This window comes from Paraburkholderia sp. Ac-20347, assembly GCF_017104805.1.
Lineage (GTDB): Bacteria > Pseudomonadota > Gammaproteobacteria > Burkholderiales > Burkholderiaceae > Paraburkholderia > Paraburkholderia tropica.
This window is the reverse complement of record NZ_JAAGPN010000072.1, coordinates 1-16,062: the sequence shown is the minus strand read 5'-3', so window position 1 is coordinate 16,062 and position 16,062 is coordinate 1. Positions and strand designations below refer to the sequence as shown.

The window sequence follows — 16,062 nt, the reverse complement described above, 5'->3', positions numbered from 1 at the left end:
AGATGTTTTTAGTTAATGAGCGAGAGCGAAAGTCTCTGCCGGACGGCATGAGAGGTCTATAGGAACAATCCGAATTGGATAAGCAATGCAATTTGCCGAGCATCGCAGCGATGTCTCGAAACGCATGGCTTCGCGCAGTCGCAGAGTAAAGACAACGTTCGCAATTTGTACAAACGAAGCCAACCGAATGATTTTTATAAGACTCTCGATCTGATCATTCGGAATGCGGGTAAGAAATACCCCCGGCTCGTGCACACCGATATCGAATAAATGAGAATTAGCGTGTCGATACGCTTAAATCTGAGGGGAATTTTAAATTCATATAAATCGCGCTCTCTTTTTCTGTTTCGTGCGGGCGATTTACATATATCAACGAATGCGGGGCCGCAATCGTGGAGCGGGATCGGATAAGTCCGACCCCGCCTCGGCTCATCCTTACTTCTTCTGAATAAACTCGATCTTGTACCCATCCGGGTCGGTGACGAACGCGATGACCGTCGTGCCGTGCTTCATCGGGCCGGCTTCGCGGACCACGGTGCCGCCCTGCTCCTTGATCTTCGCGCACGCGGCGTACGCGTCTTCGACTTCGACCGCGAGATGGCCGAAACCGGTGCCGAGGTCGTACGACGGCGTGTCCCAGTTGTGCGTCAGTTCGATGACGGTGCCGTCGCGCTCATCGGTGTAGCCGACGAACGCCAGCGTGAACTTGCCATCGGGATAGTCTTCGCGGCGCAGCAGTTTCATGCCGAGCAATTCGGTGTAGAACTTGATCGAGCGGTCGAGGTCGCCGACCCGGATCATCGTGTGCAGCAGGCGCATTGTGGTGGACTCCGTTTTTTGCCAACGTCAGAACCCGGACTGTACCAAAATCCCGCCGCCCCTGCCGACGCCGCCTCCACGCGCTCCCAACCGCTCCACCGCGCCAGGCAAGCCCGTCCGATTTGCTCTAGCATGTTCGCCATCCCGATTTCACCGGGCGGCGCATCTGCGCGCGTCCGGTCTGGCTTGCGTTCAACGAAAGAATGGAAAGGAGTCGATATGCGGATTCTGGTGGTAGGTGCGGGGGCGACTGGGGGCTATTTCGGCGGGCGGCTCGCCGCGGCCGGGCGCGATGTGACATTTCTCGTGCGCGACGCGCGCGCGGCGCAGATGCGCGAGCACGGTCTCGTGATCCGCAGCCCGCACGCGGGCGACCTTACGCTGCGCGACCCGAAAACGGTCACGCGCGAGGCGCTCGAAGCGCCCGGCACGCAGCCGTTCGACCTCGTGCTGCTCAGCTGCAAGGCCTACGATCTCGACAGCGCGATCGATTCGTTCGCCGCCGCCGTCGGTCCCGATACTGCCATCCTGCCGCTGCTCAACGGCATGCGTCATCTTGACGTGCTGCAGGCGCGCTTCGGCACCCAGGCCGTGCTCGGCGGCGTCTGTCTGATCGCGTCCACGCTCAACGAGCAGCGCGAAATCGTGCATCTGAACGACTCGCAGGCGATCACGTTCGGCGAACTGGGCGGCGGCATCTCGGCGCGTGCGCAGGCCATCGCCGATACCTTCGGCAACGCCGGCTTCATCATCAAGGCGAGCGAGCGCATCCTGCAGGAAATGTGGGAAAAGTGGGTGTTTCTCGCCTCGCTCGCGGGCAGCACCTGCCTCTTTCGCGCGCCCATCGGCGCAATCGTCGCAACGCCCGACGGCGCGGCGACCATCGAGCGCATCTTCGCCGAATGCCGCGCGATCGCGGCCGAGCACGGTCACGCGGTACGCGACAGCTTCCTCGAACGCTCGCGCGGCATGCTGTTCGCCACCGGCTCGTCGCTCACGGCGTCGATGCTGCGCGACGTGCAGAACGGCTCGCGCATCGAGGCCGATCACATCCTCGGCGACCTGATCCGCCGCGGCGGCGCGGCGCAGCGCGCGTCGAGCGAGCTGTCGGTGCTGCGCATCGTCTATAGCCAGCTCAAGGCCTACGAGGCGGTGCGCGGCGAAGGCTGAGGCAGCGCGTCGGCGCGTCCCGACGTCGCGCGGCAAAACAAAAGGCGCGGTGGCCAGAGCCATCGCGCCTTTTTTATCGGTACCGCGGCTTGGTCAGGCTTGCGCGTTGCCGAGCGCCTGCGCCACGCGCACGTATTCGTCCACCGGCACGTCTTCGGCGCGGCGTTGCAGGTCGAAACCGAGCGCGTCGAAATCCACGCGATCGCGATAGTCCGACAGCGTGTTGCGCAGCATCTTGCGACGCTGTGAGAAGGCGGCCGTCACCATCTCGCCGAGCAGCGCGGCGTCGACCTTCGGCAGTTCGTGCGGCGCGAACGGAATCATGCGCACAATCGCCGAATCCACCTTCGGCGGCGGCTGGAACGACTCGGGCGGCACGTCGAGCATTTTGTCCATCACGTAGCGGTACTGCAGCATCACCGTGAGGCGGCTGAACGCCTTCGTGCCCGGCTCCGCGACCATGCGCTCGACCACTTCGTTCTGCAGCATGAAATGCTGGTCGATCACACGCTCGGCGAACGTGGCGAGGTGAAACAGCAGCGGGCTCGAAATGTTGTACGGCAGATTGCCGACGATGCGCAGCGTCGGCTTCTCGCCCGGCGCGGCAAGCGAGCCGAAGTCGAAAGCGAGCGCGTCGCCCGCGTGCAGTTCGAGCAGCGGCCCGAACTTCTTCGTGAGACGCCCGATCAGGTCGCGGTCGAGTTCGACCGCATGCAGCGGCGCTTCGGGCGTGGCGAGGCGTTCGATGAGCGGCGCGGTGAGCGCGCCGAGGCCCGGCCCGATCTCGACCATGCGTTCGCCGCGCTGCGGGCGAATGACGTCGACGATCGAGTCGATCACGCCGGTGTCGACGAGGAAGTTCTGGCCGAAGCGCTTGCGCGCGAAGTGGCCCTGGTGCTTGCTGCTGCTATTGGACATCTTCGTGAAATCAGTAACGGCGGTCAGACGGTGCGCCGGTGGCGCGCCATCGAAACCGCCGTGTCGATGGCGGCGATCAGGCTGCCCGCGTCCGCGCGGCCCGTGCCGGCGAGGTCGAGCGCGGTGCCATGATCGACCGAGGTGCGCACGATCGGCAGGCCCAGCGTCACGTTGATGCCCTCCCCGAACGTCGCGTATTTCAGGACCGGCAGGCCCTGATCGTGGAACATCGCCAGCACGCAGTCGGCGTCTTTCAGATAGCGCGGCTGGAACAGCGTGTCGGCGGGATACGGACCGCGCGCGTCGATGCCCTCGGCCGCGGCCTTGGCCAGCGCGGGCGAAATGGTGTCGATTTCCTCGCGGCCCAGATAACCGTTCTCGCCCGCGTGCGGATTCAGCCCGGTGACGAGAATGCGCGGCGTGGGCACGCCGAAATGGTGGCGCAGGTCGTGGTCGATGATACGCAGCGTTTCGACGAGACCGTCGATCGTCAGCGCCGCCGAGACGTCCTTGAGCGGCAGATGCGTGGTCGCGAGCGCCACGCGCAGCGGCCGCGCGCCGGTGCCCGCGAGCATCATCACCACGCGCGGCGTATGCGTGCGTTCGGCGAGATATTCGGTGTGGCCGGTGAACGGCACGCCGGCGTCGTTGATCGTGCTCTTCTGCAGCGGCGCGGTGACGATGGCGTCGTAGTCCTGCGCCACGGCGCCGTCGATGGCGCGGTCGAGCAAGGCGAGCACATAGGGACCGTTGGCGGCGTCGAGCTTACCGGCCGGCGCGGGCGCGGCGAGCGCCACGTGTTCCACGCTGACCTTGCCGCCCGCCAGCACGGCTGCCCAGTCGACGCCCACGGCGGCGGCGCGCGCCGCCATGAGGGTTTGATCGGCCAGCACCACGAATTCGGCGCCGGGCCAGTGCGCCGAGGCGCCCGCGAGGGCGGCGGCGGTGAGTTCGGGACCGACGCCGGCCGGCTCGCCGGTCGTGATGGCGATGCGGAGCGGCCGCGGCCCCCGCGGAGCTGAAGTCGAAGAAGCGGGGGCGTTCACGGCGTGCGTCCTTGGATCGATCAGTGTTGCTGCGGCGGCGTCATGCCGCTGATCTTGTAGTCGACGTAGGCGCTGTCACGCAGCTGGCGCAGCCAGTCGGCGTAGGCCTGTTCCGCCTTGCGCTGGCCGATGGCCTGACGCGCGAGATCCATCTGCTGCGCAACCGAGCCTTCCGCTTCGCGGCGGCCCAGCACCTGGATCAGGTGGTAGCCGTATTCGGTGCGGACCGGCTCGCTGAGCTGGCCGTCCTGCAGCGTGTTCATGGCGCGCTCGAATTCCGGCACGGTTTCACCCGGGCTGATCCAGCCGAGGTCGCCGCCCTGCGAAGCCGAGCCGTCCTGCGAGTAGGTCCGCGCGAACTTGGCGAAGTCGCCGCCCGCCGCCACTTCACGGCGGATTTCCAGCAGCTTCTGGCGCGCTTCCGGTTCGGACATGCCGTCGCCCACGCGCAGCAGGATGTGGCGCACGTGCGTCTGCACCAGTTGCGGCGCGGATGCGCTCGTGCCCTGACCCTGGCGGCGCTCGACGAGGCGAACGATTTCAAAGCCGTCGCTGGTGCGGATCACCGAAGGGTTGATCTCGCCCGGGCGCAGCGTGGACGCCGCGGTCACGAATTCCTGCGGCAGCTTCGACGGCGCGAGGAAGCCCATGTCGCCGCCCTTGCTGGCGTCCGGCGCCTGTGAGTTCGACTTCGCGAGGCTCGAGAACTTGCTGCCTGACTGCGCTTCCTTCAGGAGCGCGTCGGCCTTCTTCTGTGCGGCTTCGATGTCGGTTTCCGACGCGTTCAGCGGCGCCTTGATGAAGATGTGCTCGAAGTGCAGGTCGCTTTGCTGGCCCGCGTTCGGTCCACGCTGGCTGGCGATGTAGTTCGCGACTTCGGCGTCCGACACCGAGATCTTGCTGTCCACTTCCTTCTCGCGCAGCTTCGAGAGCGTGAGTTCGGTGCGCGCGTCGCGCGTGAACGTCGACCAGGGCACGCCGGCGGCTTCGATGCGCGAGCGATAGGTCGCGAGATCCATGCCGTTGGCCTGCGCGAGGCGCTCGAGCGTGCGGTTCACGGAGGCGTCGTCGATGGTGATGCCGTCCTCCTTCGCCTTTTGCAGCTGGATGCGTTCGAGCACCATCTGGTTCAGGACCTGCGCGCGCAGCTGGTCGGTGGGCGGCACCGGCGCGTTCTGCTGAGTCAGGCGGCGCGTGATGAGCGCGGCGCGCTCGTCGAGTTCGCGTTGCGTGATCACGCCATCGTTGACGATCGCGGCAATCGTGTCGACAGTCTGGCCGCTCGGGGCCGACAGTTGCTGTGCTTGCGCCGGCGCGGCCGGCAACAGTCCTGCGACGGCGAAGAGGCTCGCAGCGTACGCTGCCAGTCGAAGCTTTTTCATGATTCCCACAGATACTCCAAAGTTGGCGGGCAGCTTCGCCCGTCTCTAAGCAACCCACTGCGCGCCGTGCCGGTCCATCGGACCGGATGGCGCGTCATTGATAGTCCGTGAAGCGCGACGGCAACGGCGGCTGGCCCGGCAGCGCCGTGTAACCCGGCACGCTGGCCTTGAACGCCGCCACCAGCCCGTTGTCGACGTTCGACAGCCCCTTGAGCGTGAGCTGTGCGAGAAAACGCGTGGCCGAATTGTTGCCGCCCGTCGTGTTGATCCCGTTCGCGTAGCGCTGGATACCCACGCCCAGCGCCCAGCAATCTGCGTCGTACTGCATGCCCAGCAGACCGTCGACGATCCGATGACCGTTCAGATCGTAGTTGAAGCGGCCCACAGCGTACACCCGGTGCGAAAACGGCCATTGGGCCGAGATCAGGATCTGGTTGATCGGCTGGTTGTCGAGCGTGGTGTTGTTTTCGCGCGTGTAACGGTACGCGACGTTGAGCACGCGGCTCGGACCCGGGCTGTAGCCAAAACCGACGCTCGCCTTCTCCAGACGATTATCGTCGGCATTATATTGGAACGCAGTTTCCGACGCGAAACCGCCCCCGACTTTCAGAGACATACCGGCGATCAGGTCCGAATGCGCCGCGCCCGTGGTCGTCTGATCCTGCGTGAGCGTGACGCGCTGGTCGCTGAAATAGTACTGCTGCGCGAGCACGAAACGCGCGCGCTCGTCGCCCGTGGCCGGGTCGAGGAAACGCGTGGTGATCGCGGCCGTCAGGCGGTTCGCGTCGGCGATGCGGTCGTTGCCGACGAAGGTGTTCGGCGTGAAGATCTCCGCGAGCCCGAAGTCGGCCTCGGCGGTGTCGAAAAGGGGCGCGAACTCCTGGTTGCGGTAAGGCGTGTACACATAGTACAGACGCGGCTCCAGGGTCTGGATGTAGTCCTGGCCGAACAGATGCACCGAGCGGTCGAACACGAGGCCCGTGTCGAAGCTGAAGGTGGGAACCGATTCGGTGAAGCTCTTGGGCGTGCCGACCGGCGAGCCGAACGTCGTGCCCGGCGTGCCGATGTTGCTCAGGTTGTACGACGCGAAGTGCCACTGCACCTTCGGCGTGACAAAGTAACCCGGCCCCATCAGCGAATACGACAGGTACGGATTGAAGACGACGCGGTCGCCTTCGGTTGCGTCGTCCTCGGTGATGCGGAAGCGCGAGTAGTCGGCTTCCATGCCGTAGTCGAAGCCGCCGACGTTGTACTTCGCGTACTTCACGTTCAGCTCGGGCTCGCGGCCATACGGCGCGACCGACGGATACAGCGTCTGCCAGTGCTGATAGCGGCCGAGCACAGACCACGGCCCGTTGTTGTAGGTGACGCCGGCTTCCTGCTGGTACAGCAGCTGGGTGCCGTTCAGGAACTGGTTGGCCGGCGACGCCAGGTCTTCCGGATAGGTGTTGTCCGAGACCTTGTTGTAGTAGATGTAACCGCCGAACCCGTTGCCGAAGTTCTGGTTGTGCTGGATGAACAGCGCGTAGCGGTTGGTCTTCGTGATCGCGTCGTCGGGCAGGAACGTGCCGGTGATCGAGCCCGAGTAATTGGCCGACAGATACCGGTAGTTGCCCTGCAGGAACACGCCGCGCTTCGTGATGAGCTCGGGCGTGAACGTGAAGTCGCGGTTCGGCGCGATGTTGAAGTAATACGGCAGCGCGATTTCGTAGCCGTTCGTCGAGCTGAGCGAGAACGTCGGCGGCAGGAGGCCGCTGCGGCGGTCGCCCGAGAGCGGGAACGAGATCCACGGGCTCGCGAAGATCGGCACGTTCTGGAAGAACAGCACGCTGTTATGCGCGACGCCTTCGTCGGCGCCCGTGTCGAAGTCGAACTCCGTGCCCTTGATGTACCAGGCGGGATTCGTCGAGCACTGGCAGGCCGTATAGGTACCGTTCGTGAGCACCGAGCGCTCGTTGTCGAGCAGGTCGGCGCGCTCCGCGCTGCCGGAGCCGCCCGTCATCGAAAAATGGTACTTCGGCGTCGGCATGAAGCCTTCGCTCGCGCCGATCTGCAGGTGCGCTTCAGGACCGGTGAAGCTGGTGCCGTTCTCCACGACGGTGACATTGCCATACGCGTTGGCCATGTCGGTGTCGACGTCGTAATGCAGCGCGTCGCCCTTGACGATGTTCCCGCCCTGGCGCAGCTCGGCCGAGCCCTTGACGGCGGCGTCGGTGCCCGAGGTGCCGGTGGTCGAGTCGCCGAGGATGAACGTGGCCGGACGATGGCCGGGAACGGCCGGGATGTCCTCGAGCTGCGGCGCGAGGCGCAGACTCCACGCGCCGTCCAGCGGCACGGCCTGCGCGGCGTCGCCCGCGAGCTGGGCGTGCGCGAGCACAGGCACGAGACCCGGCATGGCCACGAGCGCCGCGATGAGCCGCCGCTTGCCCGGCACGCCGTCGTCACTGTTGGAGATCGTCTGGAAAAACTGTCTGGGCGGCATGTATGGTTTTGGCGTATCGGCCCGGCCGCCTGCCCGCTGTCCCGGCCGCCGCCTTTCGCGCCCCGGCGCCGCTCCGGGCGAGAAACCGGACCGGCGGCAAACGAGGCGTACAAGGCAACTGCACGCACCAATATTCACAATTCATCGGACGATGGACTGGGCATCAGTGCGGCGGGGGCGAACCGTCATGCGGGCTTTGGCGCGAGTCGCGTCAAAAAAGTCGTGGGGTATTATATGGCAAGACGTTGTTCCACTGATTTTGCTTCCGGTTACATGACCTTCCCTGCTCCGCCAAACGCCGCGCCGTCGTCCTCCGACGGCCGCCGCGACCTGCTCGCCGCCTGGCTGTCCGGCCATGCGCAACAGTACGCCCTCGACCTGTCCACGCTCGCGCCCGCCTCCGCCGACGCAAGCTTTCGCCGCTATTTCCGCCTCGCCAGCGCCGGCGCGCACGGCGCGACGCTGATCGCGGTCGACGCCCCGCCGCCCGAAAAATGCCGCGAGTTCGTCCAGGTCGCGCAACTGCTCGAACAGGCCGGCGTGCACGTGCCGCGCGTGCTGGAGGTCGATTACGACGCCGGGCTGATGCTGGTGACCGATCTCGGCACCGCGTCCTATCTCGCCGCGCTGACCGAAGCCGGTCCCGGCCCGCGCTCGCGCGCGCTGATGCACGACGCGCTCGACGCGCTGATCCGCTTCCAGCTCGAAACGAAACCGGGCGTGCTGCCGGTCTTCGACGAAGCCTTCCTGCGCCGCGAGATGGAGCTGCTGCCGGAGTGGTTTCTGGAGCGCCACCTGGGCCGCAAGGTCGACGACGCCACGCGCGCCATGCTCGACCGCACCTTCGCGCTGCTGATCGCGAGCGCGCGCGCCCAGCCGCAGGTGTTCATGCTGCGCGATTTCATGCCGCGCAACCTGATGATCGCCACGCCGAACCCCGGCGTGCTCGACTTCCAGGACGCCGTGGAAGGGCCGATCACCTACGACGTCGCCTCGCTGCTGCGCGACGCCTTCCTGAGCTGGGACGAGGAGTTCGAGCTCGATTGCTTTGCGCATTACTGGGAACGCGCGAAAAAGGCCGGCCTGCCCGTCGATCCCGACTTCGGCGAGTTCTACCGCCAGCTCGAATGGATGGGCCTGCAACGCCACATCAAGGTGCTGGGCCTGTTCTGCCGCATCAACTATCGCGACGGCAAGCCGCATTACATGGCCGACCTGCCGCGCTTTCTCGATTACGCGAGCAAGGTCGCGCACCGCTACCGTCCGCTCGTGCCGTTCGCGCGCTTCATCGACGAACTGCGCGGTACGGCGGTCGAAACCGGCTATACGTTCTGAGCCTGCCCCTCTTCATTGCAACTTCATGACAAGGCCGATTCCATGACGCGCGCCCGCTTCGAGCGTACGGCGATGATCTTCGCCGCCGGGCGCGGCGAGCGCATGCGCCCGCTCACCGACACCTGTCCGAAACCGCTGCTCGAAGCCGGCGGCAAGCCGCTGATCGTGTGGCAGATCGAGCGCCTCGCGGCGGCGGGCTACACGCGCATCGTCATCAATCATGCGTGGCTCGGCGAGCGGCTCGAAGCGGCGCTCGGCGACGGCGCGCGCTTCGGCGTGCGTCTGCTCTACTCACCCGAGCACGAGGCGCTGGAAACCGCGGGCGGCATCGCGCAGGCGCTGCCGCTGCTCGAAAACGGCGCCGAGCCGTGCGTGTTTCTGGGCGTGGCCGGCGATATTTACAGCGATTTCGATGTCGCGCGACTCGATGCGCCGGCCGAGACGCTCGCGGCAGCCGCGCTGCCCGGCATGCATCTGGTGATGGTGCCGAACCCGCCGTTCCACGCGAACGGCGATTTCACGCTGGGCGCCGACGGCGTGCTCGCGCTGGACGGCGCGCCGCGCTGCACGTTCGGCAGCATCGGGCTTTACGACACGCGCATGTTCCGCGACCTGCCGCGCGGCACGAAGCGCGCGCTCACGCCGTACTACCGTGAAACCATCGCGGCGCGGCGCGCGAGCGGCGAGCTGTTCGAAGGCCGCTGGGAAAACGTCGGCACGCCCGCGCAACTCGCGGCGCTCGACGAGGAATTGCGCGCAAAAACGCCGCGCTGAGTCTCCATCGGTATACACACGCGCGCCGGACGAGCCAGGGCACGAACGGCGCGCGCCGCACCTTCACACCACGTCAATGCGCCCCGTTCGCGGGCGCCGCCACGCGCTGATCCACCTGAGCAACCTGATCGGCTTGCACAGGCTCGCTGGCCTTCTGCTGCTGTAGCGCCCACATCTGCGCGTAATGCCCCTGCGTGCGCAGCAGTTCGTCGTGCGTGCCGCGTTCGACGATACGTCCGTGATCCATCACGATGATCTGCTCGGCGTGCACGACGGTCGACAGCCGGTGCGCGATCACGAGCGTCGTGCGGTCGCGCGCGATCGAATCGAGTTCATGCTGAATCGCGCGCTCCGAACGCGAATCGAGCGCCGACGTCGCCTCGTCGAACAACAGGATCGGCGGATTCTTGAGCAGCGTGCGCGCGATCGCCACGCGCTGCTTCTCGCCGCCCGAGAGCTTCAGACCGCGCTCGCCCACGGGCGTGTCATAGCCCTTCGGCAAGCTCTCGATGAACGCGTGAATATGCGCCGCGCGCGCCGCCGCGATCACTTCCTCGCGGCTCGCCGACGGCCGGCCATACGCGATGTTGTAGTAGATCGAATCGTTGAACAGCACGGTGTCCTGCGGCACGATGCCGATCGACGCGCGCAGCGAATCCTGCGTCACGTCGCGGATATCCTGGCCGTCGATCGTGATCGTGCCGCCCGCGGCGCGATCGAGATCGTAGAAGCGGAACAACAGGCGCGCGAGCGTCGACTTGCCCGAGCCGCTGTGGCCCACCACCGCCGTCGTCGTACCCGCGGCAATCGTGAAGCTCACGTCGTGCAGGATCTGCCGCGACGGCTCATAGGCGAAGTCGACGTGCGTGAAGCGCACCTCGCCGCCGCGCACCGCGAGCGCGGGCGCATTGGGCACGTCGGGCACTTCGCGCGCGACCGTGAGCAGCGTGAACATGCGGTCCATGTCGGTGAGGCTCTGCTTCAGTTCGCGATACACCACGCCGAGAAAATTCAGCGGAATGTAGAGCTGCAGCATGAACGTGTTGATGAGCACGAGGTCGCCGAGCGTGAGCTTGCCCGCCATCACGCCCTGGGTCGCGCGCCAGAGAATGAACACGAGCCCCGTGCCGATAATCGCCTGCTGCCCGAAGTTCAGCGCCGACAGCGAATGCTGCGACTTGATCGCCGCCGCGCGATAGCGGTGCAGATTCTCGTCGTAACGCTTCGTCTCCCACTCTTCGTTGCCGAAGTACTTCACCGTCTCGTAGTTGATCAGCGAATCGATCGCACGCGAGTTCGCGCGCGAATCGAGTTCGTTCATCGTGCGGCGAAAATGCGTGCGCCACTCGGTCACCTTCACCGTGAAGACGATGTACGCGGCCAGCGCGCACAGCGTGACGATCGCGTAATACGCCTCGTATTTCACGGTGAAAAAGATCAGCACGAGGCCGACTTCCACGAGCGTCGGCAAGATGCTGTAGAGCGAATACGAAATGAGCTGCGTGATGCCGCGCGTGCCGCGTTCGATATCGCGCGACATGCCGCCCGTCTGCCGCTCCAGATGAAAGCGCAGCGAGAGCGCATGCAGATGGCGGAACACCTTGAGCGCGAGCTGGCGCACGGCGCTCTCGGTGACCTTCGAGAAGAGGATTTCGCGCAGTTCGGTGAACAGCGAAGTCGAAAGCCGCACCGCCGCATACGCCACCACCAGCAGCCCGACGCCGCCCATCAGCACGATGCCCGGCGCGTGCTCGGCGCGGCCGAGCGCGGTCAGATGCTGCACGGGCGCGAGACCGTCGACGATGTGCTTCATCACGATGGGCACGCCCAGATTGGCCACCTTCGCGCCGATCAGGCAGGTGAGCGCGAACGCCACGCGCCACTTGTAGGCGGTGAGATAGGGCAGCAGCGAGACGATGGTCTGCCAGTCGTTGCGCGGCCCGGCGTTGGGCGGCGCAGGTTCGTTGGAAGCGGGAAAACGGCGCATGGGCAAACGGCAATGAGCGTGCGGCGCGGCACACGACAACAGGTCGTAGCGCGGCGCACGGCGAGATTGGGGGACGCGTTTGATCGCGTGAACGACGGGTTCGGCGCAGGCCTCCATGGTGGGCCGATTCGAGGCCGACGCGCCTTTCTGGCCGCCCGCCCCGCCTGCTGCTTTCCCGTACAATTCCTGATCACCGTATTGTCGCAGAAGGCGGCACGCGCCGCTGAGGGCGCCCGGTCTGCACGGGCCGTCGATCCATCGGCCACGCCGTTCCTTCCCCGCTTTTATTCTTTGACGGACACCCGATGACCGATTCCTTCCCGCTCCCCCAGAAGTCGCCCGCGCTGCGCGTCGTGCCGCAACCTTCGGACGCCAACGTGCATGGCGACGTGTTCGGCGGCTGGATCATGTCGCAGGTCGACATCGCCGGCTCGATCCCGGCAAGCCGCCGCGCCAACGGCCGCGTGGCAACCGTCGCCGTGAACTCGTTCGTGTTCAAGCAGCCGGTGTTCGTCGGCGATCTGCTGAGTTTTTACGCGGATATCGTCAAGACCGGCAACACCTCGGTGACCGTCGAGGTCGAGGTGTACGCCCAGCGCATGCGGCTCGCGGAAGAAGTCGTCAAGGTGACCGAAGCGACGCTCACCTACGTGGCGACCGGCACCGACCGCCGTCCGCGCGCGCTGCCGCCCGTCGAACCCGCGGCCTGACGTCGCGCGCGCAAGCCTCGCACGACGCCGGGCTTGCGCCGAAACCGCTTCGCAGGACCGGCTTCAAAGGACCCGCTTTACTGCGTCCACGCGAGCGCCGCGCCTTCCTCGTACGACGCGCTCGCACCCAGCAGCGTGGCCACTTCGGGTCCCGGCAACGGCGGCGCGAAGAAGAAACCCTGCAACTCGTCGCACGCGCGTTCGCGCAGGAACGCGAACTGTTGCGACGTCTCCACGCCCTCCGCGATCACCTGCAGACGCAACTCGTGCGCGAGCGCGATGATGGCCGCCGTGATGGTCTCGTCGTCGCCGCTCGTGCCGATATCGGACACGAACGAGCGGTCGATCTTGAGCCGGTCCACGGGCAGGCGCTTCAGATAGCTCAGGCTCGAATAGCCGGTGCCGAAGTCGTCGATCGCGATCCCCACGCCCTGCTCGTGCAGCGCGTTGAGCATCGACACCGCCTCCTCCGCGTTGCGCATCAGCGTGCTTTCCGTGAGTTCGAGTTCGAGCCAGCACGGTGCGAGCCCCGTCTCGTCGAGCACGCCTTTCACCAGCTCGGCGATGTCGCGCTGGTGGAAGGTCTTCGCCGACAGATTCACCGACACCCGCACGTTCGGTAGCCCGGCGTCCTGCCACGCGCGATTCTGGCGGCACGCCTCGCGCAGCACCCAGTCGGACAGCGGACCGATCAGGCCGCTTTCCTCGGCGATCGGAATGAACTTCGCCGGCGAGATCAGCCCGGCTTCCGGATCGAGCCAGCGCACCAGCGCTTCCATGCCGACGATGCGCCCGCTGCCGATATCCACCTGCGGCTGATAGTGCAGCAGGAACTCGCCGTCACGCAGCGCGCGGCGCAAACGCCGCTCGAGATCCATCCGCGCGCCCGCGGCTGCGTTCATCTCCGGCTGATAGAACTGGAACGTGTTGCGACCCAGTTCCTTGGCGCGGTACATGGCGACGTCGGCCTTCTTGAGCAGCGCCTCGGCGTCGTTGCCGTCCTGCGGGAACACGCTCGCGCCCAGGCTGCACCCGACATAAAGCTCGGTGCCGTCGATCAGCACCGGCTCCGAAATCATCGAGCGCGCGCGCTCCATCCAGTTGATCAGCGATTTTTCGTCGATGGTGTCGGTCAGCACGATCACGAACTCGTCGCCGCCGTGGCGCGCGACCGTGTCGCTCGTGCGCGTGCAGCGCGTGAGCCGTTCGGCGACCACGCCGAGCAGCCGGTCGCCGACGCTGTGGCCGAGACTGTCGTTGACGTTCTTGAAGCCGTCGAGGTCGATGAACACCACCGCCACGCCGCGCTCGTGCCGTTGCGCCGACACCAGCGCCTGCTGCAGGCGGTCGCGCAGCAGATTGCGGTTGGGCAGCAGCGTGAGGCTGTCGTAATTCGCCTGATATTCGAGCTGCTCCTGATAGCGGATCAGCTCGGTCACGTCGTTGATGATGCCGATGTGATGCGTGATGCGCCCGTCGAGATCGGGCACCGGCGCAATCAGCAGCTGATTCCAGAACAGCGCGCCGTCCTTGCGGTAATTGCGCAGCACGGCGCTCACCTCGCGGTTCGACATCAGCGCCTGGCGGATCGCCACGAGGCCGTCCTGATCGCGGTCGTCGCGTTGCAGCAGACGGCTGTCCTGACCGACCACTTCGGCGGGATCGTAGCCCGTGATGCGGCGGAACGCCGGGTTCGCGTACTCGATCAGATTGCTGCCGCCCGGCCCCGGCCCGGTGATCAGAATCGCGTTCACGCAGGCGTCGAGCGCGCGGCTTTGCAGACGCAGCGCAAGATCGGCGCGCTTGCTTTCGGTCGTATCGGAATAGGTGCCGAGCACGCCCATCACGCGGCCGTCGCCGTCGAGCAGCGGCAGCTTGCTCGTGATCGTCGTGCGATGCAGCCCGTCGATCGTGAGGTCCTCTTCGAAGTTCAGGCGCGGCAGGCCCGCGACGATCACCTCGCGATCCTGCGCGCGCATCGACTCGGCGTAAGCGCGCCACGGCAGATCGTCGTCGGTCTTGCCGACGATCTGCTCGGGATACGCGAGACCCGCGTCGCGCGCGAACGTCATGTTGCAGCCGAGATAGCGCGACTCGGCGTCCTTCCAGAAAATGCGCTGCGGAATGTTGTCGATCACCGTCTCGAGCATCTGGTTCGAGCGCTGCGCCTCGACTTCGGCCTTGATCTGCTCGGTCACGTCGTCGGCGAGCACGAACACGGCCGCGCGGCCCTGAAAGCTCAGCGAATGATGCGAGATGTCGGCGCTGATGAGCGTGCCATCGCGGCGCACGTGATGCCAGATGCCGGCCATCGTGCGGATGTTCTGCGTGAGCGTGTCCGAGCGCGCGAGATGCTGTTCGAGCCGCGTGACGTCGTCTTGCGGACGGATGTCGCGAATCGTCATCGCGAGGAATTCCTCCTCGCTGAAACCGTACTGCTGGATCGCCGCCGTGTTGACGGCGAGAAAGCGCAGCGTCTCGCGATCGAACACATACATCGGCACCGGATGCGCGTCGAACAGGCCCTGAAAGCGCTCGTTACGCTGACGCAGCCCGGCGAGCGCGCGCAGCTTTTCGCGCGCCGCGTTCTCGCGCACGCCGAACGTGTAGATGAGCAGCGTCGCGCCCGCGAGCATCGTCACGATCAGCAGGATCGAGGCGCGGCTGCCCGCGCGCGCGGATTCCGCCAGCGTGCCCGCCAGCGCGAGATCCTGCTCGCCCTGCAGCGCGGACAGCTTCGCGTCGATGCGATCGGCGCGGCCGTCGAGGCGCATGTACTCGCTCGCGATCCACGCAGCCGTGGACGCGAAGGCCGGCGTGGCGGCGAGCGGCTGCGCGACGACCTGCGCTGGGGTTGGCGCGGCGGCGAGTTGCGTGGGGGATGCGCTGGTTTGTGTGCTTGTTGATGCGTTGGTTGACGCGCTGGTTGACGCGTTCGGCGCGGCGGCATACGGCTCGGCAAGGTTCGACGCGTGCGGCGACGACGTGGCCGCATACGGTTCGGCGAGACTCGCCGTGCGTCCGGCAGACGTGCCCACTGCAGCATACGGCGACGTCAGCGGGCGCGCCGGCGTAATCGTGCCCGCCGTCGCATACGGCGTGGCGAGGTTCGCCGCACCGACAACCGCGCCGGACGCGTAAGGCGACGCAAGACTCTGCGCAGGCGCGGCGACTCGCAGCGCGACAACGCCTGACATCGGCGCGAACACTGAGCCCGCATCGCCCTCGCCCAGCGTCGCGGCAATCGGCCGGATGTGGCCCGGACCCGACGCGCGGGCGTGCGGCTTGTTCGCATTCATCGCACGTCGATGAGCGTTGGACGCAGCCACAGCAGGAGCACGCGGCGTGTGCGCCACGACAGGTGCCGGAGTCGGCGCGGCGGCAACCGGCGGCGCGCTGGCCGCAGCCGCAGAAGCCGCGGAAGCCGCAACAGCCACCG

The 16,062-nt window shown here is 66.3% G+C and carries 11 protein-coding genes; 4 read left to right on the top strand and 7 right to left on the bottom strand.

Annotation, left to right across the window (positions count from 1 at the left end):
- Positions 1-435: 435 nt before the first annotated feature.
- On the bottom strand, positions 436-819 hold the full coding sequence (gene gloA / locus G3N97_RS16125; RefSeq protein WP_027817916.1) for a lactoylglutathione lyase: 384 nt from the start codon (positions 817-819) through the stop codon (positions 436-438).
- Between the two features lie 219 nt (positions 820-1,038).
- On the opposite strand from gloA, the gene panE reads away from it, so the two are divergent.
- Positions 1,039-1,989 carry a 2-dehydropantoate 2-reductase gene (gene panE, locus G3N97_RS16120; RefSeq protein WP_205994126.1) on the top strand — a complete coding sequence of 317 codons (951 nt, stop codon included), beginning with the start codon at positions 1,039-1,041 and terminating at the stop codon, positions 1,987-1,989.
- 93 nt (positions 1,990-2,082) lie between these two features.
- Here panE and rsmA read toward each other — a convergent pair whose 3' ends face one another.
- From rsmA to G3N97_RS16100, 4 genes are all read right to left on the bottom strand, one after another.
- Positions 2,083-2,907: a 16S rRNA (adenine(1518)-N(6)/adenine(1519)-N(6))-dimethyltransferase RsmA gene (gene rsmA, locus G3N97_RS16115; RefSeq protein WP_065059350.1), complete on the bottom strand. Its 825-nt coding sequence runs from the start codon at positions 2,905-2,907 to the stop codon at positions 2,083-2,085.
- 23 nt (positions 2,908-2,930) lie between these two features.
- The gene (gene pdxA, locus G3N97_RS16110) at positions 2,931-3,953 is read right to left on the bottom strand and encodes a 4-hydroxythreonine-4-phosphate dehydrogenase PdxA (RefSeq protein WP_205994125.1); all 1,023 of its coding nucleotides are present in this window, start codon (positions 3,951-3,953) and stop codon (positions 2,931-2,933) included.
- Positions 3,954-3,973: 20 nt separating this feature from the next.
- Positions 3,974-5,344: a peptidylprolyl isomerase gene (locus tag G3N97_RS16105; RefSeq protein ID WP_205994124.1), complete on the bottom strand. Its 1,371-nt coding sequence runs from the start codon at positions 5,342-5,344 to the stop codon at positions 3,974-3,976.
- 85 nt (positions 5,345-5,429) lie between these two features.
- Positions 5,430-7,817 carry an LPS-assembly protein LptD gene (locus tag G3N97_RS16100; protein ID WP_205994123.1) on the bottom strand — a complete coding sequence of 796 codons (2,388 nt, stop codon included), beginning with the start codon at positions 7,815-7,817 and terminating at the stop codon, positions 5,430-5,432.
- Positions 7,818-8,090: 273 nt separating this feature from the next.
- Here G3N97_RS16100 and G3N97_RS16095 point away from each other — a divergent pair, with 273 nt between their 5' ends.
- Together G3N97_RS16095 and murU are read left to right on the top strand one after the other, a co-directional pair.
- Complete coding sequence (locus tag G3N97_RS16095; protein ID WP_205994122.1) at positions 8,091-9,152, top strand: phosphotransferase; 1,062 nt, start codon at positions 8,091-8,093, stop codon at positions 9,150-9,152.
- 72 nt (positions 9,153-9,224) lie between these two features.
- Complete coding sequence (gene murU, locus G3N97_RS16090; RefSeq protein WP_205994141.1) at positions 9,225-9,926, top strand: N-acetylmuramate alpha-1-phosphate uridylyltransferase MurU; 702 nt, start codon at positions 9,225-9,227, stop codon at positions 9,924-9,926.
- A gap of 73 nt (positions 9,927-9,999) precedes the next feature.
- On the opposite strand, the gene G3N97_RS16085 is transcribed toward murU, so the two are convergent.
- Complete coding sequence (locus G3N97_RS16085; protein WP_205994121.1) at positions 10,000-11,913, bottom strand: ABC transporter ATP-binding protein/permease; 1,914 nt, start codon at positions 11,911-11,913, stop codon at positions 10,000-10,002.
- A 305-nt stretch (positions 11,914-12,218) separates the two neighbouring features.
- Here G3N97_RS16085 and G3N97_RS16080 point away from each other — a divergent pair, with 305 nt between their 5' ends.
- A complete protein-coding gene (locus G3N97_RS16080; protein ID WP_065059357.1) occupies positions 12,219-12,623 on the top strand; it encodes an acyl-CoA thioesterase in 405 nt (134 codons plus the stop codon).
- 77 nt (positions 12,624-12,700) lie between these two features.
- Here the strand turns inward: G3N97_RS16080 and G3N97_RS16075 are convergent, their stop codons facing one another.
- A complete protein-coding gene (locus tag G3N97_RS16075) occupies positions 12,701-15,922 on the bottom strand; it encodes an EAL domain-containing protein (RefSeq protein ID WP_241030619.1) in 3,222 nt (1,073 codons plus the stop codon).
- Positions 15,923-16,062 lie beyond the last annotated feature (140 nt).